The sequence below is a fragment of the Streptomyces sp. RB17 genome (assembly GCF_009604455.1).
Lineage (GTDB): Bacteria > Actinomycetota > Actinomycetes > Streptomycetales > Streptomycetaceae > Streptomyces.
The window spans coordinates 245,247-271,505 of the sequence record NZ_WEGL01000006.1; the positions used below are offsets into that span (position 1 = coordinate 245,247).

A 26,259-nucleotide genomic window follows, 5' to 3' on the forward strand; every position below is an offset into this window, starting at 1 on the left:
GAGAAGCCTCCACTTGTGGAAAACCCGGCCACCCGATCGGGTGAACACCGGCAGCCGCTATCCCCTCGATGCCGGGCGGCCCGGAGCCCCTGACGACTCGACCCGGGACCTCAGGAACGCTCCGCCACCACCGCCGGATCGTCCAGGACGCCCCGGACGACCGAGTGGGCCGCGCCCAGCAGGGGGCCCTCGGGGCCCAGCCGGGACACCGTCACGGGGCAGGGCGGGCCCGCCGTGCGGCTCGTCAGCTCCGTCTCCAGGGACGGCAGCAGCCAGGGGGAGAGGCCGGCCAGTGCGCCGCCCAGGACCACCGTCTCGGGGTCGAGGAGGTTCACCGCCCCGGTGAGGGCGATGCCGAGCGCCGTACCGGCGTCCCGCAGGGCTTCCCGTACGCTCTCGTCGCCCTGCTCGGCGCGCTCCGCGAGCAGGCCCACCAGGTCCTCGCGCGGCTCCAGCCCCGCCGCGCGCAGCACCGCCTCCTCGCCCGCGTACTGCTCCAGGCAGCCCCGGCTGCCGCACGGACAGGGCGGTCCGTCCGGCCGCACCGGTACGTGACCCAGCTCGCCCGCGAAGCCGCGGGTACCGCGCAGCAGCCCGCCGTCGACGACGACCGCGGCGCCGATGCCGATCTCGGCCGACACGTGCAGGAAGTCACGCGGCGCGCCGTCTCCGAGCCACAGCTCCGCGAGCGCGCCGAAGTTGGCCTCGTTGTCCACGGTCAGCTGCCAGTCGCCGGGCAGCAGTGCGCCGAGGTCGGTGTCCTGCCAGTCGAGGTTCGGGGCGCGTACGACGGTTCGGCCGTCCCGCGCCACGAGTCCGGGCACGGCGACCGCGACCCCGGCGGGCCACAGCGCCTCCCGCTCCGCCTCCGCGACGACCCGGCGGACCAGCTCGGTCAGTTCCGCGCCCACCTGTGCGGGCGCCCGGCCCCGGTTGGCCCCGTGCCGTACTGCCCGCGCCCGGACCGCACCGCGCAGATCGACCGCGCACACCGCGAGGTGGTCGACACCGATCTCGGCGCCGATCCCGGCCGGCCCGCGGCTGCTCACCGCGAGTGCCGATCCCGGCCGGCCCACCCGGCCCGGCCGCTCCGGGCCCAGTTCCTCCAGCAGGCCCCACCGGATCAGCTCGTCCACCAGCGTCGACACGGCCGCCCGCGTCAGCCCGATGCGCGAGGCGACCGCGGCCCGCGAGAGCGAGACCTCCGCGCTGACGGCGTGCATCACGCGGGCCAGGTTGCGCCGGCGCATGCCCTGCTGGGTGTCCGGCAGGGCGCGGCCGGCACCCGGCGGGCGGGCCTCGTGCAGCGGTGCGGTCATGCCTGAAGTCAGTCCTCGGTGTCTGTCGCCCGGCTCATGCGCGCGGGGTGGTCTGCGTCCCCCGCTCCAGCAGCGGGGCCGCGTCGGAGAGTACCCCGGTGATCCGTTCCAGCGTCTCCTGGTCCCGTTCCACGGCGTCCAGCACCGGCCCCGCGGCCGTGTTCCAGCGGCGGGCCACCGCGGCCGGGTCCTCGCCGGTGAGCAGGCCGGCGGCCTGTGCCGCGGCTCCGAGGGCGACCAGCTCCCGGGCCTCGGGGACCTGGACCGGCCGCCCGGACAGCCGCCGTACCGTCTGCTGCCAGGCCGTCCCGCGTGCCCCGCCGCCGATCAGCAGCAGCGGGCTGCTGCGGTCCGCCTCCTCGTCCAGGACCAGGTCGAGCGCGCCCAGCAGCGCGTGCACGGCGCCGTCGTACGCGGCCTGCAGCAGCTGCCCGGCGGTCGTGTCATGGCGCAGGCCGTGCAGCAGGCCCGAGGCGTTCGGCAGGTTCGGGGTGCGCTCGCCGTCCAGGTACGGCAGCAGGGTCACGGAACCGCCGGGCTCCACCGCCTCGCGGTCCAGGCCCATCAGCGCCGCGACGCGGTCCACGGCGAGCGTGCAGTTCAGGGTGCAGGCCAGCGGCAGCCAGTCGCCATGTGCGTCGGCGAACCCCGCCACCGTGCCGGTCGGGTCGGCCGGGCGGTGCCTGGAGACGGCGTACACGGTGCCGGAGGTGCCGAGGCTGAGCACCGGGGTGCCCGGCCGCAGGCCGAGTCCGAGCGCCGCCGCCGCGTTGTCGCCGGTGCCCGGGGCGACCAGCGTTCCCTTGGAGAACGGCAGGTCGTGGCTGTCGCGCACGGTGCCGGCCACCTCTCCCGGCCGCACCACCCGGGGCAGCAGAGCCGGGTCGAGACCGACGTGCGCCAGGGTCTCCGCGTCGTACGTCTCCGTGCCGGACGCCCACCAGCCGGTGCCCGACGCGTCGCCGCGGTCGGTGGTGCCCTGCCCGGTCAGGCGCTCGGTGAGGTAGTCGTGGGGGAGCCGTACCGCCTTGGTCGCACGGACCGACTCCGGCTCGTGCTCGGCCAGCCACGCCCACTTCGTGACCGTGAACGACGCGCCGGGCACGCTGCCCGTGCGCTCCGCCCAGGCCTTCGGCCCGCCCAGTTCCTCCACCAGCCGGCGGGCCTGCGGTGCCGAGCGGACGTCGTTCCACAGCAGTGCCGGACGCACCGGATCGCCCCGCTCGTCCAGGGTGACCAGGCCGTGCTGCTGGCCGCCGATCGAGACCGCGGCGGCCTCGTGCGCCGCGTCACCGCACTGGCTCAGCGCCTCGCACAATGCGTCCCACCACTGACGTGGATCGCTCTCGCGGCCCGCGCCGGTGGACACGGTGTGCGGCGCCTGGCCGCTCGCCACCACCTGGCCGGTGGCCGCGTCGACGACCAGTGCCTTCGTGGACTGGGTGGACGTGTCCACGCCGACGACGAGCGGACCCTCGGCTGCTGACATGGGGCTCTCCCTTTTCCGCGATGTTCCGCGACATCTGTGACTTTCGGCGGCTCTGCGGGACAAAGACATCTTGTCTCTTCCCAGAGGCGCGGGTGCATACTAATTTGTAAACCGCCATGACGAAATAGTCGCAACGCAGCAAGGAGCCGCGGCATGAGCTACCAGCCCACCCCCGAGGACAGGTTCACCTTCGGCCTGTGGACCGTCGGCTGGCAGGGAAGGGACCCGTTCGGCGACGCCACCCGCCGTGCCCTGGACCCGGTGGAGACGGTGCAGCGCCTGGCCGAGCTGGGTGCCCACGGTGTGACCTTCCACGACGACGACCTGATCCCGTTCGGGTCGTCGGAGACCGAGCGCGAATCGCACATCAAGCGGTTCCGCCAGGCCCTGGACGCCACCGGCATGACCGTGCCGATGGCCACCACCAACCTGTTCACCCACCCCGTGTTCAAGGACGGCGCCTTCACCGCCAACGACCGCGACGTGCGCCGCTACGCACTGCGCAAGACCATCCGCAACATCGACCTCGCGGCCGAGCTGGGCGCGAAGACGTACGTCGCCTGGGGCGGGCGTGAGGGCGCCGAGTCCGGCGCCGCCAAGGACGTACGAGTCGCCCTCGACCGGATGAAGGAGGCCTTCGACCTGCTCGGTGAGTACGTCACCGCCCAGGGCTACGACCTGCGCTTCGCCATCGAGCCCAAGCCGAACGAGCCGCGCGGCGACATCCTGCTGCCCACCGTCGGCCACGCCCTGGCCTTCATCGAGCGCCTGGAGCGCCCCGAGCTGTACGGCGTCAACCCGGAGGTCGGGCACGAGCAGATGGCGGGCCTGAACTTCCCGCACGGCATCGCGCAGGCCCTGTGGGCGGGCAAGCTGTTCCACATCGACCTCAACGGCCAGTCGGGCATCAAGTACGACCAGGACCTGCGGTTCGGCGCCGGTGACCTGCGGGCGGCGTTCTGGCTGGTCGACCTGCTGGAGAGCGCCGGCTACGAGGGCCCGCGGCACTTCGACTTCAAGCCGCCGCGGACGGAGAACCTCGACGGCGTGTGGGCCTCGGCGGCCGGCTGCATGCGCAACTACCTCATCCTCAAGGAGCGGGCCGCCGCCTTCCGCGCCGACCCGGCGGTCCAGCAGGCGCTGCGCGACTCGCGGCTGGACGAGCTGGCCCGGCCCACCGCCGCGGACGGACTGCAGGCCCTGCTCGCCGACCGCACCGCCTTCGAGGACTTCGACGTCGAGGCCGCTGCCGGGCGCGGCATGGCGTTCGAGCGGCTCGACCAGCTCGCCATGGACCACCTGCTGGGCGCGCGGGGCTGAACGCACGGAGGGCCGGGGTGCGGCACGCGCCGCGCCCCGGCCCTCCGTCAGTCCGGTTTCCGGACTGTCCGGTCGAGGGGCGTCACAGTCCCTCGGGCAGCCGGACGTAGACGACGGTCGTCCTGATCCCGCTGTCGACAAGTCGTCCCTGCGCGTCGAAGGCGCCTGCGCCGTCGGTCATCCCGAAGTCGTTGTCATTGATCAAGGCGAGCGTGTCGTGGTCCACGCGCGCGATGCCCTCGATCTTCTGCTGCACGCCGTCGACCTTGTTCAGGTCGACCACGAGCCGCTTGGCCAGCACCGGCACGCCGGCGGCCGCCGGATCGTCCAACTGCTCCAGGGACGGCGAGGTCGCGTCGTCGTCCCAGGGGCCGCCCAGGATGCTCGACCTGCGCCCCAGCTGGACCAGTTGCAGCCGGGCCGCCTTGTCCGTGCGCTCCTCGACGAGCAGCCGGTCGCCGCCCACGGCCACCACCGAGGAGATCTTCAGCTCGGAGGTGTCGTTCTCGCTCGGGTCGACGACGTTCACCGGGTCGAATCCGTACGCGTACTCGGCGGTGACGGCCTTCTCGCGCGGCGAGAAGCGCAGCAGCCGGGTGGTGCGCGAGGCGTCCCCGGCGTCCGCGTCCGGCAGCGACAGCGGGCTCTGCAGGGCCATCACCAGGTCACCGTCGGGAAGCTGCGCCAGCCCCTCGAACCCCCGGTTGATCTTGCGGTGCAGGAAGATCGACGGCAGCGCCTCGACCACCGGGTAGTCCGCGCCCTTCAGGCCGAGCCCCTTGGGCACGTACCGGGTGAGCACCTTCCCGTGCGCGGAGACGTGGACGAGCGAAGGGCCGTACTCGTCGACGAGCCAGAACGTGCCGTCGGCGGCGCGCACGATGCCCTCGGTGTCCAGGCCGTTCGGATCATACGAGAGCGGCGTCTTCGCGTCGTAGGTGTACGGCGCCTCGTCGCGGCTCTGCTGATCGGGCAGCCCGGTGACGGCCTTCCCGGAAGAGGTGGTCAGCGGGATCGCGTCGACGACCTGGACCGTGTCTCCGCAGACCCGGATCTTCACGATCGCGGGGTCGAATCCCGGCACCGGGAAGGTGCGGCGCTTCTTGCCGTCCACCTTGATCTGCCCGTTGGGGCCGCGGTCGGTGACCGTCCAGTACTCGCCCTTGCGGCCCGCCGGGTAGATGTCACTGCCGATGCCGCCGAGCTTCACCCCGTGGTCGTCGTCGACGCTGCCGGGCAGCAGCGCGTTGCTGAACGAGCCGAGCGGAATCTCGCCGAGCGTCGCCGTGCGGATGACGCGGGCGTCCCGCGACGGTGCCGCCGCGGCCGTTCCCGCGGCCACGAGAGCGGCCGCCAGGGCCAGCGGCAGGCCCGTGGCGACGGAACGGTGGACGCGGCGCCGGCCGGCATCGTGCGGGGACATCGGGCCTCCTGGAGACAAGTTCGTCGACAGCGGCCAGATTTGGGCCCCGTGAGGAACGCCGTGCGACCGCTGGGTGAACAGGCAGCGTCTGCCGCTCGTCGGATCGCGGTGCCTTGTCTGGTGACGTGCCGTCAAAGGCCTTCTCGCTCCTCCGACTCGGTGTCGAGCCGTGCCGTCGCCACTGCCGTCGCCGGATCACGGTCCGGCCCGCCCGCAGGAATCCACTGACCCGATTCCTCGCGATACGGCCACCAGCGGCCGTCCCGGCCGAGGCGCAGCTGGAGCCCTTCGCCCGGAACCGTCCACCGGTTGCCGCGCGTGTCGAACGGCGGCCGTTCGCCCTCCTCCCAGGCGGCTTCGAGTGCCGCACGCGCGCGTGCGAGCAGCACGCCCTCCACCTGCCACTCCTCGTCGAGAACCGGCAGCGCCGCCACGCCTCCGGCACGCCAGGCGCGGACAGCCGTCGCCAGCCCCTCGCGACCACGGCCCGACTTCTCCGCGAGCCGCTCGGTGACGGCATCGCAGGGCGCCCCGCACGCGAGCCGCACGGCGTCCTGCGCGGAGGTCAGGGCAGTGCCGTCCCAGGGAACCGAGCGGAGGACCTGCGCGAGGAGCCGGTACGCCTCCACCGCGGTGCGGCCCGCAAGGTGCTCCAGCGCCAGGGGTTCGATCCCGGGCGCCGGCGCAGTCCCGGCGGCGAGGGACGGTGGCGTGCCCGGCGTCCGCGGGAGGGCCGGCAGCTCGGGCAGCGGAGGCAGGATGTCCCCCGCCGCCCATGCCTGCGCCGCGTCCACGCCGCCGACGACGGACGGGGAGGGCTCCGAGCAGGGCGCCGCACTGCGCACGTGCAGTTGCGTCAGGAACGCGTCCTTCTCGCGCCCGCGCAGCAGCAGAAGCAGAAACGGATCCTCATCCAGCAGCCGCGCCACCTGGTGACACAGCGCGGCGGTGTGCCCGCAGTGGTCCCACGTCCCGCAGTCGCACTCGGGCTCCAGATCGCCCAGGCCCGGCAGCAGCTCCACCCCGCCGACCGCGGCGTCCTCGATCAGATGCGGAGGCAGCTCGCCGTCGAGGAGCGCGGCCATGTGCCCGGCCCGCTCCACGGCCGCGTCCAGGAACCGTCCCCACTCCTCCTCGGACAGCTCCGGCACCAGGACGTCCGCCCGGTGGGCCGCGCCGCCGCGGTCGCGTACGACGGCGGTGACCCGGCCCGGCCGCACGGTCACCGCGCCCACTGCGCCCGCCCGCGCGAGCCGGCGCCCCGCCCTGACCGCCGTCGCGTCCAGCGCGGCGTCCTCCAGGGCACGCAGCCAGGCGCGACCCCACCAGCTCTGCGCGAACCCACGCCCGCGTGCCGGCGGCAGTGCGGCGAACGTGCGCCCCGCCTCCGCGTCCTGCTCGCGCTCGTCGTCGTAGTGGCTCATCGCCCCTCCCCGCGCAGTTCCACCAGCGCGGAGAGTTCCGCGTCACTCAGCTCCGTCAGCGCTGCCTCGCCGGCTCCGAGCACGGAATCCGCCAACTCCCGTTTGCGTCCGAGCATTTCCGCGATGCGGTCCTCCAGGGTCCCCTCGGCGATCAGCCGGTGGACCTGCACCGGGCGGGTCTGCCCGATGCGGTACGCGCGGTCGGTGGCCTGGGCCTCGACCGCTGGATTCCACCAGCGGTCGTAGTGCACGACATGTTCGGCCCGGGTGAGGTTCAGGCCCGTCCCGGCGGCCTTCAAGGACAGCAGGAACACCGGTGCCTCGCCGTCCTGGAAACGCCGCACCAGCTCCTCGCGCGCGGCGACCGGGGTGCCGCCGTGCAGGAGCAGCGACGGCACCCCACGGGCCGACAGGTGCCGTTCGAGCAGCCGGGCCATGCGCACGTACTGGGTGAAGACGAGCACGCCCGAACCCTCCGCGAGCATGGTGCCGAGAAGTTCGTCGAGCAGCTCCAGCTTCCCCGAGCGTCCCGCGAGCCGGGGCTCGTCCTCCTTGAGGAACTGCGCCGGGTGGTTGCAGATCTGCTTCAGGCCGGTCAGCAACCCCACGATCAGTCCGCGGCGGGCCATGGCGTCGGCCGCCGCGATCCGGTCCAGCGTCTCGCGGACCAACGCCTCGTACAGCCCTGCCTGTTCGGGGGTGAGGGCCACCGGATGATCGCTCTCGGTCTTGGGCGGCAGCTCGGGGGCGATGCCGGGGTCCGACTTGCGCCTGCGCAGCAGGAACGGCCGGACGAGCCTCGCGAGCCGCTGTGCGGCGGCCGGGTCGAGGCCGCCCTCGACCGGCTGCGCAAAGCGTGCGCGGAACGTGCCGAGGCGCCCGAGCAGGCCGGGAGTCGTCCAGTCCAGGATGGCCCACAGTTCGGTGAGGTTGTTCTCCACCGGCGTGCCGGTGAGCGCCACGCGCGCGCGTGCCCCGATGCGCCGCAGCGCCCGAGCGGTCGCAGAGTAGGGGTTCTTCACGTGCTGTGCCTCGTCGGCCACCACCATGCCCCAGGGCAGTGCGGCGAGCCGCTCGGCGTCCAGGCGCATCGTGCCGTACGTGGTCAGGACGAACTCCCCGTCCGCGACGGCTGTGAGAGTGCGTCCGGGACCGTGGAATCTGCGCACCGGCACACCGGGGGCGAACCGCTCGATCTCGCGCTGCCAGTTGCCGAGCAGGGAGGCAGGGCAGACGACGAGCGTGGGACCGGCGGCCGAGGCGTCCGTCTGCCGGTGCAGATGCAGCGCGATCAGCGTGACCGTCTTGCCGAGGCCCATGTCATCGGCCAGACAGCCGCCCAGGCCGAGAGACGTCATGCCGGCCAGCCAGTCGAGACCGCGGAGTTGATAGTCGCGCAGCGTGGCGGCCAGCCCGGGAGGCTGCCCGACAGTGCGTGCGGTACCGGTGTCCGTGAGCCGTTCCCGTAGCCGGTCCAGCCACCCGGAGGACCGCACGTCCACCTGGTGGCCGTCGACCTCCGCCGAGCCCGTCAGAGCGGCGGCCAGTGCCTCCACGGGGGCGAGGGTGCCGTCCTTCCGGGTCCGGGCGCGGTGTGCCTGCCGCGCGTCGACCAGGACCCATCCGTCGTGCAGCCGCACCAGGGGACGCTTGGCTTCCGCGAGCCGGTCCAGCTCGTCCCGGGACAGCTCCCGCCCGCCCAGCGCGAACCACCAGCTGAAGGGGACCATGGCGTCCGGCGAGAGCAGGGACACGGGTGTCGCCGTATCCCGCGGGGCGGTCGCTCCGTCGTCAGGCGGGCCGACCGTCGCGTGCATCGTGAGGTCGCGCGACAGTTCCTTCGGCCAGTGGACGTCGACTCCCACCGCGGCCAGGGACTGTGCGCCCTCGCCCGACAACTCGGCGATCTCGTCGTCGGCGAGGTCCACGGCGTCGGGGACGGTGGCGGAGAGCAGTGGGGTCAACGGCGGCCAGGCGTGGGCGGCGCGGCGCAGGGCCAGCAACGCGTCGGCACGCGTGCGTGGGCCGACCGGTTCGGGTACGGCTCCGGTGCCGGTCCACAGGGCGGCGGCATCGAGGACGTCCGACGCTCCGCTCACGCCGTGCACCTGCAGCACCGCACGGAACCGGACGGGCGCGTCGTCCGCCTGCGCGGCGTCGAGCCCGGGGACCTCCACGCGCAGCGACAGCCGTACGCCCGCGTCATGACCTGCGGCGATGTCATCGGCCCAGGCCCGAAGCGCGGGCAGCCGCTGGGGCTCGGGCGCCGCGTACGCGAGGCCGCCGGTCACCGCCTCGGCCGCGGGGGAGCGCGGGAGCACGTCGGCGACCGCGTCCAGGAAAGCGCGCAGCAGCCGCTCCGGTTCCGGGAGGCGGGGCTGCCCTTGGACCGCGAGCGGTACCGCATGGGCCTCCGGGGGCATGGCGACGGCGAGTTGGCGCACCAGCTCCGCGTCCCGCGCGGACAGCGGGCCCACCCGCCAGGCGTCGTGATCGTCGGGGGAGAGCCCCGGCAGCAGCAGGCCACGGGCCAGGAAGTGCAGGGCCAGGTGGCAGGCGTAGGCCCAGAAACCGCACGAGCGATGTACTTGGCGCAGTGCACGCGCGTGTCTGAGCAAAGGCAGGGCGCGTCGCACGGGCAGCAGGAGCGCGGGCGTGCGGACCTGCTCGACGCCGCCGTCCGCCGTGGGCTTCACGATCTCCAGTTCCGCCAGAGAGACGTCGGCGGCGACGGATTCGGCTACGGCGGGAGGGGCCTCGCCGTCCGGTCGCCAGAAGGCGATCCGGCCGGTGCGCGCCGGGTCGGACGGCAGGAACACCGTGCAGCAGCCGGCCAGTTCGGCGAGCTCGGGGGGTGGCGCCGTGGGAATGGTCTGCACAGCTCTGCCGCACTCCTCAAATTTGACTACTGGGGGTCGGGTCGCCGAGGGTACAGCACGAGGGGACCGGCCCGGGCATACTGGCCTCGTGATCCGGGCCGCTTCACAATCTGTTCGAGGGGTGGCCAACGATGGTGGCGCTCGCGGGCACATCATTCCCCTAAGGGGTGGGCCTCAGGGATGTCTCAGGGGCGAGCCCTGGAACCGCGGGGAGCGGGGGGCCGTTTTCAGAGCAGAGAGCGGCCGGTGGCCGCGAAGGAGGCGACGCTCATGTCCAACAGTGCGAAGATCGCCGTCGGGGGTGTGGCGGTCGGGCTGATTCTGCTGATCTGGCTGCCCTGGTGGGTGACGTTCCTGATCGTGGTCGGGGTTCCGGCGGCCGCGTATCTGGCGCTGGACCCCTCACAGCGGCGCAGGCTCCGCCGGGTCTCGCGCAAGGAACTCGGCCGCTGACGGGACCGTGGACGCCGCGGACGGATCCGGCTGCCGAGACGTGAGAGCCGCCGGCTCACCGCCCGTGGACGCCGTCGGGGACGTGCAGGGGTGACTTCGGGGGCGGGCGGGCTCCAAGGCCCGCCCGGCCTTCGGGGCAGCGCCTGGCGGTCGGGACAGCGCTGAGCAGCCGCCAGGGTGCCTCGCAACGTACGGCTGCCGGGTCTTGCCCGGTCCGTACGGTCGTCGCGGGACACGCGGACTCGCGGACTCGCGGCGGCCCCGGCCACCGCGAGTCCGCGCGCAGGCGGCGCCCTCGCGTCTGATCCCGCGTTTCCGCCGGGGGCGTGCGGTCGGCGTCTGGTCCCGCGTTCTCGTGGGCCGCATGGTCTTCATGGCCGTCGGACGGTCCTGGGGCCGTGCGTGCCCGTGCGGTCGTCGTCCGGTGTCGGGGCCCGGCGCGGGTCGTGCGGTCGTCGTCCGGTCCCGCGTTTCCGCGTGGGTCGTGCAGTCGTCACCCGGCCTTTGGAGGGGCCAGGTGCGGGCCGTCCGGTGCTGGAATGGCCGGCGTGCCGCCGGTGGCCGTCGGCGGCGCCCGTACGCGCGTCCAGCGGCAGGCGGCCGGCCGCAGTGACGTCCCAATCAGGCGGTGTGCCGTAGGACCGCCCTCGCCGCCGGCCTGGCGCCGTCCGGCCTCAGAGGGGCCGTACGGCCATCTTGTCGAGTGCCTCCAACAGGCCCGGCAGCTCGGGGCCCCGGCCCACCGGCAGGACCTCGCCGGGTTCCTCGTCGAGCAGGACGAAGGCGATGTCGTCGGTGCGGGCCACGAGCGACCACCCTGGGCCGTCGGCGCGCAGCGTACGGGCGTCACCGGGGGCGAACGACGAGCGCACCCGGCCGAGCGGCGGCGGCGACTCGACGTAGGCGCGTGCCTCCGCGAGCACCCGCCTGACCCTCTGGTGGCCGCTCTGGGGCACGCTCTGCCCGCCCTCAGGCGACGAATCCTCGGCCTCCTCCGGCTCCTCCCGCTCGGCCGGCTTTTCCGGCCCGTCCGGCGTCGCCTGGCCGTCCGGTGTCGAGAATGCCTCTGTGTCGATCTGCTGCCGCCACGTCGCCCACTGCAGGGCTATCTCGTCGGCGCCCAGGCGGCGCTGGGCCGGTCCCCAGGTGCTGGTGTCCGGCGGACTCAGCGCAGGCCGGTCCACCACCCCGGGATCGGGGTCGTGCGGGGCGGGGACACCGGGAGCCGCCACCGCGACGGCCAGCGGCCAGCCCGGCAGGGCGGTCACGACGGCGCGCTCGTCCGGGGACAGTTCGTACTCCATGCCGCAGTCCCAGGACGCGATCGCCACGGCGACCAGCGAGACGTCGTCGATCACGACCGTCCAGCGCGCACCGCCGCCGTCCTGGCCCAGCACCAGCCCGTACCCGTCGGCGAGCGGCGCGAGTCCCAGCGCCGCACATGCCTCCGGATAGTCGTCGCCCAGCACGCTCGGAAACTGTGCCGGCGTCAGCAGCACCGCCGTCAGTACGTACAGCGCATCGTCCGCGGCGGCGACGGCCTCATCGGCGGTCCCGGCCATCCCTGCCTCCCAGTGGTTCGTCCATCGGCGCGCACCCTAGTGCGAGCGGAAGCCGCTTGTCACGACTCCTCACACCACGCGGAGCTGCAGGTTTCCGCCTGGACGGGGGCGAAACGACCACGGCGGACGGGGAGCTTCCGCTCAGCCCGTGGGGAGCCCGAGGAGATCACGGGCCACCGCCGCAGGCGACTCGTCGCGTTCCCGGGCCAGTGCGACGACGGCCCGGCAGGCGAGTTCGCTCACCCCGAACGACAGCGCCTCCGGCGAGACCCAGGCAGCCGCCTCCTCGATCCGATCCTGATCGTCCTCCGCGCGCGCCACGACATAAGTGGCCGCGGCTTCGAACAAGTTGTGCGCACGTCCCTCCCGAGTGCCCACCGGTTGCTCGCGCGTGGAGGTGCGCAGTCTGGCGGCGTACTTGCGTATCTGGCCGAACACGCGGACCACCCTCCCCCCGAACGGGGTCTCGTCGTCGATCCTTCATCTGCTCTCTTTCAACGTAGAGTTGTACTTTCCGCGGCAGAAGGGGGACGACGTGGTGAAGCGTTTCGAGCGGCTCGGGCACATCCGCCGGCTGGACCCCGTGGCGGACGCCGTGGAGATCTACCGGCTCAGTGCGGCGTTCGAGTTTCCCTGGGACTACACCCGCGCCCTCGAGCTGGCCCTGTACCGCACGTACGCCGTGCCCGGCATCGGGCGGCTGCTCGCGCGGACGGCGGAGCTGACCGAGCGCACGCAGAAGCGGTACGACGACACCGTGCTGCTCCTCGACACCGTCGTCGAGCACGGTTTCGCCTCCGCGCAGGGCCGCACCGCGATCCGCCGCATCAACCAGATGCACCGCAGCTACGACATCAGCGACGACGACATGCGATATGTGCTCAGCACCTTCGTCGTGATGCCGAGGCGCTGGATCGACGCCTACGGCTGGCGGCGGCTGTCGCGGCACGAGATCGTCGCCGCCACCGAGTACTACCGCACCCTCGGCCGGCACATGGGCATTCCCGGCATCCCCAAGACGTACGAGGAGTTCGAGGCGCTCCTCGACGCGTACGAGGAGGAACACTTCGGCTGGGACGACCAGGCCCGGCGTGTCTCGGACGCCACACTCGACCTCATGGCGTCCTGGTACCCACGTCCGTTGGCGCCGTTGCTGCGCACCGTGACGCTCGCTCTGCTCGACGAGCCGCTGCTGCGCGCCTTCCGCTACACCCCGCCCGGCGCGGTCACCTCGGCGTTCGTGCGTCGAGCCGTACGCACGCGTGGCCGGCTCGTCCGGCTGCTGCCGCCGCGCCGCGCCCCGCACTTCGCCCGCCAGAACCGGGAGGTCAAGGGCTACCCGGGCGGCTACCGGGTGGCCGAGCTGGGCACCCGCCCGGTGCCCGGGCTGGGCGGCTGCCCGGTGCGCCACCGGGACGGGTCAGCGGCCGACGTCGTCGAGTGAGGCGAGGGTGTCGCGCAGCCAGGCCAGTTCGGCCCGGCTCGTGGCACGCGCGATGGTGAGGATCCCGCGCCGGAACGGGTCGTCCAGTTCCTCGGCGCGCAGCGGCCGGTCGCCGTCGTAGAAGAAACTCGCCGGCTCCTCCAGAAAGGCCAGCCGGCGCCGCAGTACGCCCGCCTGGGCGGCAGGATCCTCCAGGTGCCGCAGGAACGCGAGCAGGGTGAACCACTGGTTCTCGTCGGTGATCTCGCGCTGCGCGGGCTCGGCGAGCCGGCGCCTGAGCTCACGTCTGCCCTCCTCGGTCAGCCTCAGTACGTGGCGTGGGGCGGCCACGGCTCCCGGCTCGGTGGCCCGGACCAGCAGGCCCGCCTTCTCCAGCCGCTTGATCGCCGGGTACAGCGTGCTCTCGGCGACGGGCCGGACATGGCCGGTGAGAGCCGCGATGTGCCGGCGCAGGACGTATCCGTGCAGCGGGGCGTCGTAGAGGAAACCGAGGATGGCGAGTTCGAGCACGGCCGCATTCTCGCGCGGGACGCTGTACCTCGCCAACTTGATACTTCCTTGCAGGTATACATCGGTCTCGATGTATATTTGGGGCGTCGGAGGATGCCAGGGAGGGCAACGTGAAGCAGGCCGTGTTCGACAATGAGGGCAGCCGGATCCGCTGGACCGAGGCGCCGGGGGCGGAGCCCGCGCGGGTGTATGTGCACGGGCTCGGCTCGATGTCCGCTGTCTATCACGCGCACATCGCGGCCCGTGCCGAACTGGCAGGTCGGCGCAGCCTGTTCATCGATCTGCCGGGACACGGCCTGAGCGACCGGCCCGAGACGTTCGGTTACACGCTGGAGGAGCACGCCGACGCGGTGGCGGTCGCGCTGGACGAAGCCACCGTCCGGGGCGCCGAGTTGATCGGACACAGCATGGGCGGCGCGGTGGCCATCGTGCTCGCCCACCGGCGGCCCGACCTCGCCTCCCGGCTCGTCCTCACCGAAGCCAACCTGGACGCCTTCCCGCCGCTCACGGCTGCCAGCAGCGGAATTGCCGCCTATCAAGAGGACGAATTCGTCGACGAGCAGCACGCGCGCGTGCTGCAGGCCGTCGGTCCGCTGTGGGCGGCCACCATGCGGCTCGCCGACCCGCGCGCCCTGCACCGCAGCGCCGTCGGCCTGCGCCAGGGATCGGACCCGGTGATGCGCACGATCCTGGAGAAGCTGCCCGTCGAGCGGGTCTACCTCCAGGGTGAGCTGAGCGGAGAACTGGCGGGCCGGGAGAGCCTGGAAGCCGCCGGGGTGCGCGTGGTGACGGTGCCGGGCGCCGGTCACAACGTCATGTTCGACAACCCCGACGCCTTCGCGGCGGCCGTCGCCGGAACGGACTGACCCGCCCGGCTTTCGGCGATGCGAAGTTCAGTCCTCGCGCGTGCGCACCGCGAGCGCGAGGAAACGGGCGTCCTCGTCGACGTACGACGTCATGGTCCACCCCGACCGGTGCAGCAGCGGACCGAGGTTGGCCTCGGCGCGTAGGTCGCCTGGTGTGATCTGCCGGCCCTGACGTGCCGCCAGCGCCGCGCGGCCGATGGGATGGAACAGCGCGAGCATGCCGCCGGGCCGCACCACCCGGACCAGCTCCCGCAAGTTCTTCTCCGGGTGCGGCAGATGGGCGATCAGGCCGGCCGCGAACACGGCGTCCAGCGACCCGGACCGCAGCGGCAGCGCGGCGACGTCCGCGAGCAGCAGCCGCCCGTCCCGGTTCCGGCCTGCCCGCACCGCCGCTTTGAGCATCGCCGGCGTCAGATCGGCCCCCAGTACCACCCCGGAGGCGCCCACGGCGGCCCGCAGCGGCGGCAGGGCGCGCCCCGTGCCGCAGCCGGCGTCCAGCACGCGGTCACCCCGCCGCAGCCCGAGATCGGCGACGGCGGCCGCAAAGGTGGGGCCGTCGCTGGGGAACCGGCTGTCCCAGTCGGCGGCGCGGACGGTGAAGAACTCCTGCACGTGTGTGTGGTCGTCGGTCATGTTCCGCATAATTCCTCACCGTCACGGGGGATACATAGGTGCACATGTTCGGGCCGGACCCGATCGTTCCGTCGCATCCGCCTGTCATATTCCAACACCTTTCGAAATGCGCCCCCTATGTGCGCCCGTGCCCCCCTAGCGTCCCTTGGCCATGGGACACCTGGACCACGCCGCCTTCGGCTGGCTGACCCCCGTGCTGTCGTACGTCATGGCCTGCATAGGCGCCGCGCTCGGACTGCGCTGCACCGTCCGCGCGCTCGGCACCACCGGCCGCTCGCGCCGCAATTGGCTCATCACTGCGGCCTCCGCCATCGGGACGGGCATCTGGACCATGCACTTCGTGGCCATGCTCGGCTTCCGCGTCAGCGGCACCGACATCCGCTACAACGTGCCGCTCACCATCCTCAGCCTCCTCGTCGCCATGGTCGTCGTCTGGGCCGGCGTCTTCGCCGTCGGCTACAGCCGCGACCGCACCCGGGCGCTCCTGCTCGGCGGACTCACCACCGGGATCGGCGTCGCCAGCATGCACTACCTGGGCATGGCGGCGGTCCGGCTGCACGGCGACATAAGGTACGACCCCGTCCTCGTCGGAGTGTCGGTGCTGATCGCCGTCGTGGCGGCGACCGCGGCCCTGTGGGCCGGACTCAACATCAAGTCGCCCCTCGCGGTCACCGTCGCCTCCCTCGTCATGGGAGCGGCCGTCAGCAGCATGCACTACACCGGGATGTTCGCGGTGAGCGTGCATGTGAACCCCTCCGGCGAGGCCCTGCCCGGGGCCACGGCGATGCAGTTCATCTTCCCCCTCGCCGTCGGCCTCGGGTCCTACCTGTTCATCACCTCGGCCTTCGTCGCCCTCTCGCCCACGGCCGACGAGCGAGAGGCGTCCGCCTTCGCCCAGCGGCCCGTCGAGAGCATCGCCCGCTAGCGGGAGCCCGGCCCGAGCGCCCCGACCCACGTCCCGAGCGAGGAGGCCATGCGCCCACCCCGTACCACCCCGAAAGCCGGCACTCCGGCGCACCCGCCGCGCGGCCGCCGCGCACACGCCGGACCGCCCGCCGCCGAGGAGACCGACCGCCCCCTCGGCACCCCGCCGGCCAAGGCACGCGCGCGTGGCAACCGCCGGCATCTGCGCCCCCGCACCGTGCGCGCCAAGGTGGTCAGCCTGCTGATGGTGCCGGTCGTCTCCCTGCTCGCCCTGTGGGCGTACGCCACCGTCACGACCGCCCAGGACGTGGCCCGGCTGCGCCAGTCCCAGCAGGTGGACGCCGAATTGCGCACCCCGGTGGCCGCGGCCGTCACCGCCCTCCAGGCCGAACGCACCGCAGCCGTGCGCTACGCCACCGCGCCGGGCACGGGCGACGGCACCGACCTGCGCAGCCTGGCCGCCCGCACCGACCGGGCGGTGGCCAAGCTGCGGCTCGGCGGCAACAACACCGTCGCCGACAGTCAGGAACTGCCCGCCGGTGTCTCCGGCCGCCTCGACGCCTTCGTCACCGGTGCCGAGCACCTGCGCGCCCTGCGCACGGCCGTACTCGACCGCAAGGCCGGCTGGGACACGGCGTACGCCCAGTACACGAAGACCATCGGCGCGGCCTTCACCGTGGACGGCGCCCTCACCGACATCCAGCGGGACGACGTCGGCTCGGACGCGCGCGTGCTGCTCGAATTCAGCCGGGGCGCCGAGGCACTGGCCCAGGAGGACACCCTGCTCGGCAGCGCGCGGAGCGCCGGGCAACTGCAGGGCGAGCGGCTACGGCTGTTCGACGCCGCCGTCGCCGCGCGCCGTACCCTCACCGACGCCGCGGTCGCCGATCTGCCCACCGCCCAACGCGCCGCCTGGCAGGACCTCGCCGACAGCGACGCCTACACCGCTCTCGGTGCCGCCGAGGACAAGATCGTCGCCGCCGGTCCCGGCAGCAGGCCGACCGACGCGGCACCGCAGGCCGCCTGGAGCGTCGCTCACGCGCGCGTGCAGGACGGCATGCAGGGCATCGCGGCGGACACGGGCCGGGCCGTCGCGGGGCGGGCCGACCCGTTCACCCGCGGCCTGCTCAGTCCCGCGGGCGCCGCCGTGCTCCTCGGCCTGGCCGCCGTCGCGGCATCGCTCGTCATCTCCGTCCGCATCGGACGCGCCCTCGTGGTCGAACTCGTGAGCCTGCGCAACGACGCCCTGGAGATCGCCCGCCGCAAGCTCCCCGAAGCGATGCGCAGACTGCGCGCGGGCGAGGAGATCGACATCCAGGCGGAGGCGCCGGCCGGACCACCCGCCGAGGACGAGACCGGGCAGGTCTCGGAAGCGCTGACCACGGTCCACCGGGCCGCCCTGCGCGCCGCCGTGGAACGCGCCGAACTCGCCAGCGGCATCTCCGGCGTCTTCGTCAACCTGGCCCGCCGCAGCCAGGTGCTGGTCCACCGCCAGCTCAGCCTCCTGGACAGCATGGAGCGCCGCTCGGACGACCCCAACGAACTCAGCGACCTGTTCCGCCTGGACCACCTCACCACGCGCATGCGGCGGCACGCCGAGAGCCTGATCATCCTCTCCGGCGCCGCACCCGGTCGGGCCTGGCGCATGCCGGTGTCCCTGACGAATGTCGTACGGGCCGCCGTGTCGGAAGTCGAGGACTACGCGCGCGTTGAGGTACGCCAGCTCCCCGAGGCCCATGTCATCGGTGCCGCCGTCGCCGACCTCACCCATCTGCTCGCCGAACTCGTCGAGAATGCCGCCCAGTTCTCGCCGCCCCACACGCGCGTGCGTGTCACAGGCGAACCCGTCGGCAACGGCTACGCCGTGGAGATCGAGGACCGGGGACTCGGCATGGGCGCCGAGACTCTCGCGGAGGCCAATCGACGCATCGAACAGTCCGAGGCCCTCGACCTGTTCGACAGTGACCGGCTCGGACTCTTCGTGGTCAGCCGGCTCGCCTCCCGGCACGACGTCAAGGTGCATCTGCGGACCTCCCCCTACGGAGGCACCACCGCGGTCGTCCTGCTGCCGACCGCCCTGCTGCACGGCGGCGCGGCCGAACGTCCCTCCCACCAAGGTGAGCAGCCCCGTCAGGAGCCGGAACGCGACTACGCGCGCGTGCCCGACACAAATCCGCGCCAGGACGCCGTCGCCGCACGGTCGGACCGCCCGGCTCTCGCGGCCACCGCTGCCGGCCCGCACGGTGCCGCCGACGAGCCCGGCCCGCAGGGAACCGGCCATGAAACCCCACCCCCCGGAGTCACCGCCTTGAGGCTGCACCGACCGCCGGACGACTCCGAGAGCTCCGACGACCTCCCACGTCGTGTCCGCCAGGCGAGCCTCGCACCCCAGCTCCGGCAGCAGCCTCCCGAAGCACCCGCGCCCGGGACCGCACGGCACAGCGACGAACGGCGCACTCCCGAACTGGTGCGGGACCGCATGGCCGCCTACCGCGACGGCTGGGCGCGCGGCGGCGGCAGACAGCCCGGGCGCGGCGCCGCCCGGGGACCCGAAACGGGCAGTGACAGCAGCGAAGGAGACCCGGCATGATCCAGGACCCGAACGCGAGGGCCGGACAGCGCCCCGGCGAACTGGACTGGTTGCTCGACGACCTGGTGATGCGCGTGAGCGAGGTACGGCACGCCGTCGTGCTCTCCAACGACGGACTGGCCGTCGGCGCCTCGACCGCCCTCGCGCGGGAGGACGCCGAGCACCTCGCCGCCGTGGCCTCCGGCTTCAACAGCCTCGCCAAGGGCGCCGGACGGCACTTCGGAGCGGGCGGCGTGCGGCAGACCATGGTCGAGATGGACGACGCGTTCCTGTTCGTGGCCGCCGCCGGTGACGGTTCCTGCCTCGCCGTGCTCACCGCCGTCTCCGCCGACATCGGGTTGGTCGCCTACGAGATGGCGCGCCTGGTCAAACGGGTCGGCGAGCACCTGTACACGCCGCCACGGGTCGCCGCGCAGCCGCCCGCGGCCGGATGACCCGGAACGGGCGGCACAGATGACCGAGAACCAGAGCGCCGGTGAGTGGGAGCCGGGCAGTCAGTGGTACGACGGCGAAGCCGGACCGCTTGTGCGCCCGTACGCGATGACGGGCGGGCGCACCCAGCCCGGTCCCACCGGGGTGCGCTTCGACCTGATCGCCCTCGTCACCCTCGACCCCGCGGCACCGGCGCTCGAGGACGCCGCGCTCGGCCCCGAGCACCGGACCCTCATCGAGCTGTGCCGCACGGAGACACAGTCCGTCGCCGAACTCGCGGCGGACGCCGACCTTCCCGTCGGCGTCGTCAGGGTGCTCCTCGGCGACCTCCTGGAACTCGGCTGCGTGGTCATCAGCCGTCCCGTGCCGCCGGCCCACCTGCCCGACGAGCGGATTCTGCGCGAGGTCATCGAGGGGCTGCGAGCGCTGTAGATGAACGTTCCGAAGGCGCCGTACGCCGCGCAGCAACCCGATCCGAACGCGTTCCGCCTCCGACCGGACGCGAGTCAGTCACATCAGGTGCATTCCGGTCCGACAGCCCGCAGGTGCGGCTCCGTTGTCATGATGCTGCCTTCGCGCCCGCGGCAGACGGGCGCCGACCGCAGCCGGCCCTCCCGAGAGAAGTGATCATGGTCACCGAGCACTCCGAAGCCGTCGGCGACACGTCCGCCCTGGCGCTGAAGATACTCGTCGCCGGCGGGTTCGGCGTCGGCAAGACGACCCTGGTCGGGGCCGTCAGCGAGATCCGGCCGTTGCGCACCGAGGAACTCCTCAGCGAAGCAGGGCAGCTGGTGGACGACACCGACGGCGTGGACCAGAAGGTGACCACCACCGTCGCCATGGACTTCGGCCGCATCACCATCCGCTCCGGCCTGTCCCTCTACCTCTTCGGCACACCGGGACAGGACCGCTTCTGGTTCCTCTGGGACGAGTTGTCGCAGGGCGCCCTCGGCGCCGTCGTCCTCGCCGACACCCGGCGCCTGGAGGACTGCTTCCCCGCGGTCGACTACTTCGAGCACCGGCGCATCCCGTTCGTGGTGGCCGTCAACTGTTTCGCGGGCGCCCGCGCCTACGGCGCACACGACGTCTTGCGCGCCCTCGACCTCGACCGCGGCACCCCCGTGGTGCTGTGTGACGCCCGTGACCGGGACTCCGGCAAGGAAGTCCTGATCCGGCTCGTCGAGTACGCCGGGCGGATGCACACCGCCCGGCTCCTGGACTCGGTCGGCTGATCCCGGCGCTCAGGCCGCCAGATCCTTCACGGCGACCACTTGAACGACCGGGACCCGGACCACCAGCTCGCCCGGAACGCCGTTGCGGGCGCCGTACTCCTCGGCGCGTTCCTCGCCCATGTACCGGGCGGCGATCCGGGTGGCCCAATGACGCACCTCGTCCAGGTTCTCCGACAGCCGGGCGCGGCCGTTCAGCACCACGAAATGGAACGGTGGCCGGTCGTCGTCCACACACAGGGCGACCCGTCCGTCCCGGGCGAGATTGCGCCCCTTCACCGTGTCCTTGCCCGTGTTGAAGACCAGTTCGTCCCCGTCCAGCAGAAACCAGATCGGGGCCACATGAGGGCTCCCATCGGCGCGAACGGTGGACAGCTTGCCGGTCCGGGTGCCGTGCGAGACGAACACCCGCCATTCCTCGTCGGTCATCTTCTGTGCCATCCTCCCATCCTGCTTGCCCGGACGCCGGACGTGGGGAAGGCTGGCGGGGAGTTCCTCCAGCCAGGGGGAGACGTCACACGGGGAGACGGAGATGGCGCAGAACCAGGGACTCGGCTGGCTCCTGGACGATCTGACCGAGCGAGTGGACGACGTGCGGCACGCGCTGGTCCTGTCGAACGACGGACTGGTCACGGGCGCGAGCTCAGGCCTACGCCGTGAGGACGCCGAGCATCTGGCCGCCGTGGCATCCGGGTTGCACAGCCTGGCCAAGGGATCGGGACGTCACTTCGGTGCCGGCGGGGTACGCCAGACCATGATCGAGTACGACGACGCGGTGCTCTTCGTGACCGCGGCCGGCACCGGCAGCTGCCTGTGCGTGCTCAGCGGCGCGGAGGCCGACATCGGCCAGATCGCCTACGAGATGGCCCTGCTCGTCAATCGCGTGGGCGAGCACCTCGGCGTCGACGCCAGGCAACCGGAGCGCGCCCCCATCACAGACGTCTGACCTGCGTTTTCTCCTCACGTTTCGGAGTTATCCACAGGGCCGCCACGCCCTGCACGGCATTGGCTACGGTGGGTGCACGGCGAACGCACAGGGCGTGACCCACGACTCCACGGGGGAGTACGACCATGTCGGCAACCACCTTCAGCCCGTCCCGGCCCACCACCTGCACCCCGAGTCATGCCGCCCGGGAACTGGGCCTCAAGCGAGGCGAGTTCGACCTCGCCGTGCACCTGGGCCACATCCGGACCGTTCCCGACGAGGGCGGCGGAGGAGGTCGCCGGGTGGAGCGCGCGGAGATCGACCGCCTTCGCGCACAGGAGGGCTACCCGGACACCCTTCATGAGCGTGTGCGGGTGGTGGGCACCACCGAGGGCGCGGCGCTGATGGAGATCCCGGCCGGGCGATTCACCCGCCTCGCCCGCCTGGGCCTGCTCGTCCCGGTGAAGTGGTATCTCAACCGCTACCGGGCCGTGGTCTGGCTGTATCTTGCAGAAGACCTGCGGGACTTCACCTCGGCCACCGAGAACGCCCACCTGCTCAAGGGGCGTACGCCGGAGACCCTGCGGAGCCAGCTGGAGGCCGGGGTGGACGTGCGCGCCCGCAACTGGCGGGGGCGTCACCTCGGGTTTCTGCTGAGGCAAGCAGAGGAGCCGTGGGTTCGGGCCGGCGCCGTGGCAGCCCTTCTCCCGCCTCTCGAGATCGCCGACGTCGTCCGGGATCCGTACGACCGTGCCTATCTGAACCGGTTCCGGCCCGCGCCGCCGGTTCAGGGCACTCCGGGGTCGCCTGCGGCGCACCTCGCCGAGCGGATCGTGACCGCGCAGGACACGGACGAGATCGAGTGGCTCCGCGGCGAACTGGCCCACATGCTCGAGGAGGCCCGCGCTCTCACACCGGCCCCGCGCCCGGCCGCACGTCGCGCCGCGCCGGCCGTGCGAGCTGTCGCCCGGCCCGTCCCGCCCGTGGCCCGCACGGTCGCACGGCCCACGGAGCCGGCGGTGCCGGTGCCGTCCGAGCCCGGGGCGGAGCCGGCCGGGGCCGGGGCCCACGAGCCACTGCTGGGACCGCCGGAGCCGACAAGGGGGCCGGTGACGGTGGCGTCCAGGCCGAGCGGTGGCCCGCGGCCGGGACCGCCTGAGGCGGAGGACGAGTCCGTGGTCCGAGCATTCGAGTGGCACGCACCGGTGGTGCCGGCGGCCACGCCGTCGTCGGCGCGCCGGGGAAACCGCCGGGCCGAGCGGGCCCCCGCGCGGTCCGACCGCGGCCTGCGCGGCTGGCTGCGGCGCAGAAGCCCTCGGCCCTCGCGCGTCTGAACCACCCGGCCGCAGCGCCTGGCCGCCGGCTCGCTACAGGGACCTGAACAGGCCCTCCTGGACGACCGAGACGAGCAGACGCCCCTGCAGGTCGTAGATGCGCCCGCGTGCCAGACCTCGGCCACCGGTGGCTATCGGCGACTCCTGGTCGTACAGGAACCACTCGTCCGCGCGGAACGGCCGGTGGAACCACATGGCGTGATCCAGCGAGGCCATGTCGAAGTTCCGCGGCCCCCACAGCGGTTCGACCGGGATGCGGACCGCGTCCAGGAGGGTCATGTCACTGGCGTAGGTCAGCGCGCACGTGTGCACCAGCGGGTCGTCCCCGAGCGGTCCGACCGCGCGCATCCACACGGCGCTGCGCGGTTCGGCCCCCTCGATGTCCTCGGCGTTCCAGCGCAGCCGGTCGGCATAGCGGATGTCGAAGGGCTGGCGGCGCGCCATCCGCTCCAGCTGCTCCGGCAGTGCGCCCAGGTGCTTGCGGATCTCCTCGGAGACCGTCGGCAGCGACTCCGGGTCCGCCACCTCACGGGCCGGCGGCAGCTGGTGCTCGAACGGTCCTTCCTCAGGCTTGTGAAAGGAGGCGGTCAGATTGAAGATCGTGCGGCCCTGCTGCACGGCCGTGACCCGGCGCGTGGTGAACGACCGGCCGTCGCGGACTCGCTCCACCTGGTACACGATGGGCACGCCGGGACGGCCCGGGCGCAGGAAGTACGCGTGCAGGGAGTGCACCGGGCGGTCGCCGTCCGTGGTGCGGCCGGCGGCGACGAGCGCCTGGCCCGCCACCTGGCCGCCGAAGACCCGCTGCAGCGACTCCTGCGGGCTTCGGCCACGGAAGATGTTGACCTCGATCTGCTCCAGGTCGAGCAGGTCGACCAGTCGCTCGGCCGGGTTCGTCATCGGTGGGTCTCTCCTTGGCTCACCACTGGTCGAAAACCGCTCACAGCTGGCCCACGTCGGTGACGCGGACGATCGCACGGCCCTCGGCGTCCGAGGCCGCGAGGTCGATCTCGGCGCTGATGCCCCAGTCGTGGTCGCCGGCGGGATCGTCGAAGATCTGGCGGACGCGCCAGATACCCTTCTGCGGCTCCTCGTTGATGACCAGCAGCTTGGGACCGCGGGCGTCGGGGCCGGTGCCGAGGTCGTCGTACTCGTCCCAGTACTTGTCCATCGCCTCGCCCCAGGCGTCGGCGTTCCAGCCGGACTCGGCGTCCATGTCGCCGAGCTCCTCGACCTGGTCGAGGGCGGCCAGTTCCACGCGCCGGAACATGGCGTTGCGGACCAGGACGCGGAAGGCGCGCGCGTTGGCGGTGACCGGCTTGACCTCGTCGGCCTTCTCCTGGGCCTCCTCGGCGGTCATCTCCTCCGGGTTCGCGAGCTGCTCCCACTCGTCCAGCAGGCTGGAGTCGACCTGGCGGACCATCTCGCCGAGCCACTCGATCAGATCCTGCAGATCCTCGGACTTGAGATCGTCGGGGATGTTGTGGTCGAGGGTCTTGTAGGCGCTGGCCAGGTAGCGCAGCACGATGCCCTCGGTCCGGGCCAGCTCGTAGAAGGACACCAATTCCGTGAAGGACAGGGCTCGTTCGTACATGTCCCGGATGACCGACTTCGGCGACAGCGGATGGTCGCCGACCCACGGGTGGCTCTTGCGGTAGGTGTTGTACGCGTGGAAGAGCAGCTCCTCCAGCGGCTTCGGGTACGTGATGTCCTGGAGGCGCTCCATGCGCTCCTCGTACTCGACGCCGTCCGCCTTCATCGCGGCGACGGCCTCACCGCGCGCCTTGTTCTGCTGGGCGACGAGGATCTGCCGCGGGTCGTCCAGGGTGGATTCGACGACGGAGACCATGTCGAGGGCGTAGGACGGCGACTCGGGGTCGAGGAGTTCGAACGCGGCGAGGGCGAACGTGGACAGCGGCTGGTTGAGCGCGAAGTCCTGCTGCAGGTCGACCGTGAGCCGGACGATACGGCCCTCGGCATCGGGCTTGTCGAGCTTCTCCACGATCCCGCCGTCGAGCAGCGAGCGGTAGATGGCGATCGCCCGGCGGATGTGCCTGAGCTGCTGCTTGCGCGGCTCGTGGTTGTCCTCCAGGAGGTGGCGCATGGCCTCGAACGCGTTGCCCGGGCGGGCGATCACCGACAGCAGCATCGTGTGTGTCACCCGGAAACGCGAGATGAGCGGCTCCGGTTCCGATTCGATCAGCTTCTGGAAGCTGTTCTCCGTCCAGCCTACAAAGCCCTCCGGCGCCTTCTTGCGCACCACTTTGCGCCGCTTCTTCGGGTCGTCGCCGGCCTTCGCCAGCGCCTTCTCGTTCTCGATGACGTGCTCCGGCGCCTGCGCCACGACGAGCCCCGCCGTGTCGAAACCGGCCCGGCCGGCCCGCCCCGCGATCTGGTGGAACTCCCGTGCCCGCAGCGTGCGCACCCGGCTGCCGTCGTACTTGGTGAGAGCCGTGAACAGCACCGTGCGGATGGGGACGTTGACGCCCACGCCGAGCGTGTCCGTGCCGCAGATGACCTTCAGCAGGCCGGCCTGGGCGAGCTTCTCCACCAGGCGCCGGTACTTGGGCAGCATGCCGGCGTGGTGGACGCCGATGCCGTGCCGTACGTAACGGGAGAGGTTGCGGCCGAACTTGGTGGTGAAGCGGAAGTTGCCGATCAGCTCGGCGATCTGGTCCTTCTCCTCGCGCGAGCACATGTTGATGCTCATCAGCGCCTGCGCCCGCTCCACGGCTTGCGCCTGCGTGAAGTGCACGATGTACACCGGGGCCTGCTTGGACTCCAGCAGATCGGTGAGTGTCTCGGTGAGCGGGGTGAACTTGTACTCGTAGGAGAGCGGCACCGGGCGGGTTGCCGAGCGGACCACCGACGTGGGTCGGCCGGTGCGGCGGGCGAGGTCCTTCTCAAAGAAGGACACATCACCCAAAGTGGCCGACATCAGGATGAATTGCGCCTGGGGGAGCTCCAGAAGAGGGATCTGCCAGGCCCAGCCGCGGTCGCCCTCGGCGTAGAAGTGGAACTCGTCCATGACGACCTGGCCGACGTCCGCGTCCTTGCCGTCGCGCAGCGCGATGGACGCCAGCACCTCGGCGGTACAGCAGATCACGGGCGCGTCGGCGTTCACGGAGGCGTCGCCGGTCAGCATGCCGACGTTCTCGGTGCCGAACAGCTTGCACAGCTCGAAGAACTTCTCCGACACCAGCGCCTTGATCGGCGCCGTGTAGAAGGTGACCTCGTCCCGGGCCAGCGCGGCGAAGTGGGCGCCCGCGGCGATCATGCTCTTGCCGGATCCGGTGGGCGTCGAGACGATCACGTTCGCCCCGGAGACCACCTCGATCAGCGCCTCCTCCTGGTGGGGGTAGAGGGTGAGGCCGTGCTCCTGCGCCCACGACTCGAAGGCTTCGTACAGGGCGTCGGGGTCGGCGGTCGGTGGCAGCTGATCGATGAGGGTCACGCACCCATCTTGCCTGGCCTTGCCCCCGAGAGGGGAATCGGCTGCAGGC

General features: G+C 72.3%; 22 protein-coding genes and 1 pseudogene. 11 read left to right on the forward strand and 12 right to left on the reverse strand.

Features of this window, described 5'->3' with window-relative positions; translation table 11 throughout:
- Positions 1 to 110: 110 nt before the first annotated feature.
- Both SRB17_RS26330 and xylB read right to left on the reverse strand, forming a co-directional pair.
- Positions 111 to 1,319 (reverse strand): ROK family transcriptional regulator, encoded by a 1,209-nt coding sequence (locus SRB17_RS26330; protein WP_153542632.1) that lies wholly within the window; start codon positions 1,317 to 1,319, stop codon positions 111 to 113.
- 34 nt (positions 1,320 to 1,353) lie between these two features.
- Entirely contained in the window at positions 1,354 to 2,808 is a 1,455-nt protein-coding gene (gene xylB, locus SRB17_RS26335) for a xylulokinase (RefSeq protein ID WP_153542633.1), read from the reverse strand.
- A 153-nt stretch (positions 2,809 to 2,961) separates the two neighbouring features.
- Here xylB and xylA point away from each other — a divergent pair, with 153 nt between their 5' ends.
- Entirely contained in the window at positions 2,962 to 4,128 is a 1,167-nt protein-coding gene (gene xylA / locus SRB17_RS26340; protein ID WP_153542634.1) for a xylose isomerase, read from the forward strand.
- A gap of 82 nt (positions 4,129 to 4,210) precedes the next feature.
- On the opposite strand, the gene SRB17_RS26345 is transcribed toward xylA, so the two are convergent.
- The 3 genes from SRB17_RS26345 to SRB17_RS26355 all read right to left on the reverse strand — a co-directional run bounded on the left by SRB17_RS26345 (position 4,211) and on the right by SRB17_RS26355 (position 9,854).
- Complete coding sequence (locus SRB17_RS26345) at positions 4,211 to 5,551, reverse strand: esterase-like activity of phytase family protein (protein WP_153542635.1); 1,341 nt, start codon at positions 5,549 to 5,551, stop codon at positions 4,211 to 4,213.
- A gap of 131 nt (positions 5,552 to 5,682) precedes the next feature.
- The gene (locus SRB17_RS26350; protein ID WP_153542636.1) at positions 5,683 to 6,975 is read right to left on the reverse strand and encodes an SWF or SNF family helicase; all 1,293 of its coding nucleotides are present in this window, start codon (positions 6,973 to 6,975) and stop codon (positions 5,683 to 5,685) included.
- On the reverse strand, positions 6,972 to 9,854 hold the full coding sequence (locus tag SRB17_RS26355; protein WP_323376257.1) for a DEAD/DEAH box helicase: 2,883 nt from the start codon (positions 9,852 to 9,854) through the stop codon (positions 6,972 to 6,974). The genes SRB17_RS26350 and SRB17_RS26355 overlap by 4 nt, the downstream gene beginning before the upstream one ends.
- Positions 9,855 to 10,124: 270 nt before the next feature.
- Here SRB17_RS26355 and SRB17_RS26360 point away from each other — a divergent pair, with 270 nt between their 5' ends.
- Positions 10,125 to 10,307 (forward strand): hypothetical protein, encoded by a 183-nt coding sequence (locus tag SRB17_RS26360; protein ID WP_153542637.1) that lies wholly within the window; start codon positions 10,125 to 10,127, stop codon positions 10,305 to 10,307.
- Positions 10,308 to 10,981: 674 nt separating this feature from the next.
- On the opposite strand, the gene SRB17_RS26365 is transcribed toward SRB17_RS26360, so the two are convergent.
- Together SRB17_RS26365 and SRB17_RS26370 are read right to left on the reverse strand one after the other, a co-directional pair.
- Entirely contained in the window at positions 10,982 to 11,869 is an 888-nt protein-coding gene (locus SRB17_RS26365; protein ID WP_153542638.1) for a hypothetical protein, read from the reverse strand.
- A 141-nt stretch (positions 11,870 to 12,010) separates the two neighbouring features.
- On the reverse strand, positions 12,011 to 12,307 hold the full coding sequence (locus SRB17_RS26370) for a hypothetical protein (RefSeq protein WP_323376258.1): 297 nt from the start codon (positions 12,305 to 12,307) through the stop codon (positions 12,011 to 12,013).
- A 100-nt stretch (positions 12,308 to 12,407) separates the two neighbouring features.
- On the opposite strand from SRB17_RS26370, the gene SRB17_RS26375 reads away from it, so the two are divergent.
- Positions 12,408 to 13,313, forward strand: a complete 906-nt coding sequence (locus SRB17_RS26375) for an oxygenase MpaB family protein (protein WP_323376348.1) — start codon at positions 12,408 to 12,410, stop codon at positions 13,311 to 13,313.
- On the opposite strand, the gene SRB17_RS26380 is transcribed toward SRB17_RS26375, so the two are convergent.
- A complete protein-coding gene (locus SRB17_RS26380; RefSeq protein WP_323376349.1) occupies positions 13,290 to 13,823 on the reverse strand; it encodes a PadR family transcriptional regulator in 534 nt (177 codons plus the stop codon). The genes SRB17_RS26375 and SRB17_RS26380 overlap by 24 nt on opposite strands.
- A 110-nt stretch (positions 13,824 to 13,933) precedes the next feature.
- Here SRB17_RS26380 and SRB17_RS26385 point away from each other — a divergent pair, with 110 nt between their 5' ends.
- Positions 13,934 to 14,689, forward strand: a complete 756-nt coding sequence (locus tag SRB17_RS26385) for an alpha/beta hydrolase (RefSeq protein ID WP_323376259.1) — start codon at positions 13,934 to 13,936, stop codon at positions 14,687 to 14,689.
- A gap of 27 nt (positions 14,690 to 14,716) precedes the next feature.
- On the opposite strand, the gene SRB17_RS26390 is transcribed toward SRB17_RS26385, so the two are convergent.
- Positions 14,717 to 15,322, reverse strand: a complete 606-nt coding sequence (locus tag SRB17_RS26390; protein WP_153542641.1) for a class I SAM-dependent methyltransferase — start codon at positions 15,320 to 15,322, stop codon at positions 14,717 to 14,719.
- 151 nt (positions 15,323 to 15,473) lie between these two features.
- Between SRB17_RS26390 and SRB17_RS26395 the strand changes: the two genes are divergently transcribed.
- The 5 genes from SRB17_RS26395 (at position 15,474) to SRB17_RS26415 (ending at position 20,500) form a co-directional block, all read left to right on the forward strand.
- Positions 15,474 to 16,247, forward strand: coding sequence for an MHYT domain-containing protein (locus tag SRB17_RS26395; protein ID WP_153542642.1), 774 nt, complete (start codon positions 15,474 to 15,476; stop codon positions 16,245 to 16,247).
- 48 nt (positions 16,248 to 16,295) lie between these two features.
- On the forward strand, positions 16,296 to 18,836 hold the full coding sequence (locus SRB17_RS26400; protein ID WP_194294145.1) for a nitrate- and nitrite sensing domain-containing protein: 2,541 nt from the start codon (positions 16,296 to 16,298) through the stop codon (positions 18,834 to 18,836).
- Positions 18,833 to 19,270, forward strand: coding sequence for a roadblock/LC7 domain-containing protein (locus SRB17_RS26405; RefSeq protein WP_153542643.1), 438 nt, complete (start codon positions 18,833 to 18,835; stop codon positions 19,268 to 19,270). Before SRB17_RS26400 ends, SRB17_RS26405 begins: the two co-directional genes overlap by 4 nt.
- A 19-nt stretch (positions 19,271 to 19,289) precedes the next feature.
- Complete coding sequence (locus SRB17_RS26410; RefSeq protein WP_153542644.1) at positions 19,290 to 19,700, forward strand: DUF742 domain-containing protein; 411 nt, start codon at positions 19,290 to 19,292, stop codon at positions 19,698 to 19,700.
- 197 nt (positions 19,701 to 19,897) lie between these two features.
- Positions 19,898 to 20,500 (forward strand): GTP-binding protein, encoded by a 603-nt coding sequence (locus tag SRB17_RS26415; protein ID WP_153542645.1) that lies wholly within the window; start codon positions 19,898 to 19,900, stop codon positions 20,498 to 20,500.
- Positions 20,501 to 20,509: 9 nt separating this feature from the next.
- On the opposite strand, the gene SRB17_RS26420 is transcribed toward SRB17_RS26415, so the two are convergent.
- Positions 20,510 to 20,938 carry a PPOX class F420-dependent oxidoreductase gene (locus tag SRB17_RS26420; protein WP_153542646.1) on the reverse strand — a complete coding sequence of 143 codons (429 nt, stop codon included), beginning with the start codon at positions 20,936 to 20,938 and terminating at the stop codon, positions 20,510 to 20,512.
- A gap of 91 nt (positions 20,939 to 21,029) precedes the next feature.
- Here SRB17_RS26420 and SRB17_RS26425 point away from each other — a divergent pair, with 91 nt between their 5' ends.
- Positions 21,030 to 21,443, forward strand: coding sequence for a roadblock/LC7 domain-containing protein (locus SRB17_RS26425; protein ID WP_153542647.1), 414 nt, complete (start codon positions 21,030 to 21,032; stop codon positions 21,441 to 21,443).
- 125 nt (positions 21,444 to 21,568) lie between these two features.
- A pseudogene (locus SRB17_RS26430) lies at positions 21,569 to 22,423 on the forward strand (DUF6397 family protein); the annotation flags it as partial.
- 366 nt (positions 22,424 to 22,789) lie between these two features.
- Here SRB17_RS26430 and SRB17_RS26435 read toward each other — a convergent pair.
- Together SRB17_RS26435 and SRB17_RS26440 are read right to left on the reverse strand one after the other, a co-directional pair.
- Entirely contained in the window at positions 22,790 to 23,656 is an 867-nt protein-coding gene (locus SRB17_RS26435; protein ID WP_153542648.1) for an acyl-CoA thioesterase, read from the reverse strand.
- Between the two features lie 40 nt (positions 23,657 to 23,696).
- A complete protein-coding gene (locus SRB17_RS26440) occupies positions 23,697 to 26,210 on the reverse strand; it encodes a DEAD/DEAH box helicase (protein WP_323376260.1) in 2,514 nt (837 codons plus the stop codon).
- Between the last annotated feature and the right edge of the window lie 49 nt (positions 26,211 to 26,259).

Coding starts and splice junctions, on each gene's coding strand:
- SRB17_RS26360 (WP_153542637.1), top strand. CDS start 10,125: ATGTCCAACAGTGCGAAGATCGCCGTCGGGGGTGTGGCGGTCGGGCTG.
- SRB17_RS26410 (WP_153542644.1), top strand. CDS start 19,290: ATGACCGAGAACCAGAGCGCCGGTGAGTGGGAGCCGGGCAGTCAGTGG.
- xylA (WP_153542634.1), top strand. CDS start 2,962: ATGAGCTACCAGCCCACCCCCGAGGACAGGTTCACCTTCGGCCTGTGG.
- SRB17_RS26425 (WP_153542647.1), top strand. CDS start 21,030: ATGGCGCAGAACCAGGGACTCGGCTGGCTCCTGGACGATCTGACCGAG.
- SRB17_RS26330 (WP_153542632.1), bottom strand. CDS start 1,319: ATGACCGCACCGCTGCACGAGGCCCGCCCGCCGGGTGCCGGCCGCGCC.
- SRB17_RS26390 (WP_153542641.1), bottom strand. CDS start 15,322: ATGACCGACGACCACACACACGTGCAGGAGTTCTTCACCGTCCGCGCC.
- SRB17_RS26350 (WP_153542636.1), bottom strand. CDS start 6,975: ATGAGCCACTACGACGACGAGCGCGAGCAGGACGCGGAGGCGGGGCGC.
- SRB17_RS26435 (WP_153542648.1), bottom strand. CDS start 23,656: ATGACGAACCCGGCCGAGCGACTGGTCGACCTGCTCGACCTGGAGCAG.
- SRB17_RS26420 (WP_153542646.1), bottom strand. CDS start 20,938: ATGGCACAGAAGATGACCGACGAGGAATGGCGGGTGTTCGTCTCGCAC.
- SRB17_RS26365 (WP_153542638.1), bottom strand. CDS start 11,869: ATGGCCGGGACCGCCGATGAGGCCGTCGCCGCCGCGGACGATGCGCTG.
- SRB17_RS26405 (WP_153542643.1), top strand. CDS start 18,833: ATGATCCAGGACCCGAACGCGAGGGCCGGACAGCGCCCCGGCGAACTG.
- SRB17_RS26400 (WP_194294145.1), top strand. CDS start 16,296: ATGCGCCCACCCCGTACCACCCCGAAAGCCGGCACTCCGGCGCACCCG.
- xylB (WP_153542633.1), bottom strand. CDS start 2,808: ATGTCAGCAGCCGAGGGTCCGCTCGTCGTCGGCGTGGACACGTCCACC.
- SRB17_RS26415 (WP_153542645.1), top strand. CDS start 19,898: ATGGTCACCGAGCACTCCGAAGCCGTCGGCGACACGTCCGCCCTGGCG.
- SRB17_RS26395 (WP_153542642.1), top strand. CDS start 15,474: ATGGGACACCTGGACCACGCCGCCTTCGGCTGGCTGACCCCCGTGCTG.
- SRB17_RS26345 (WP_153542635.1), bottom strand. CDS start 5,551: ATGTCCCCGCACGATGCCGGCCGGCGCCGCGTCCACCGTTCCGTCGCC.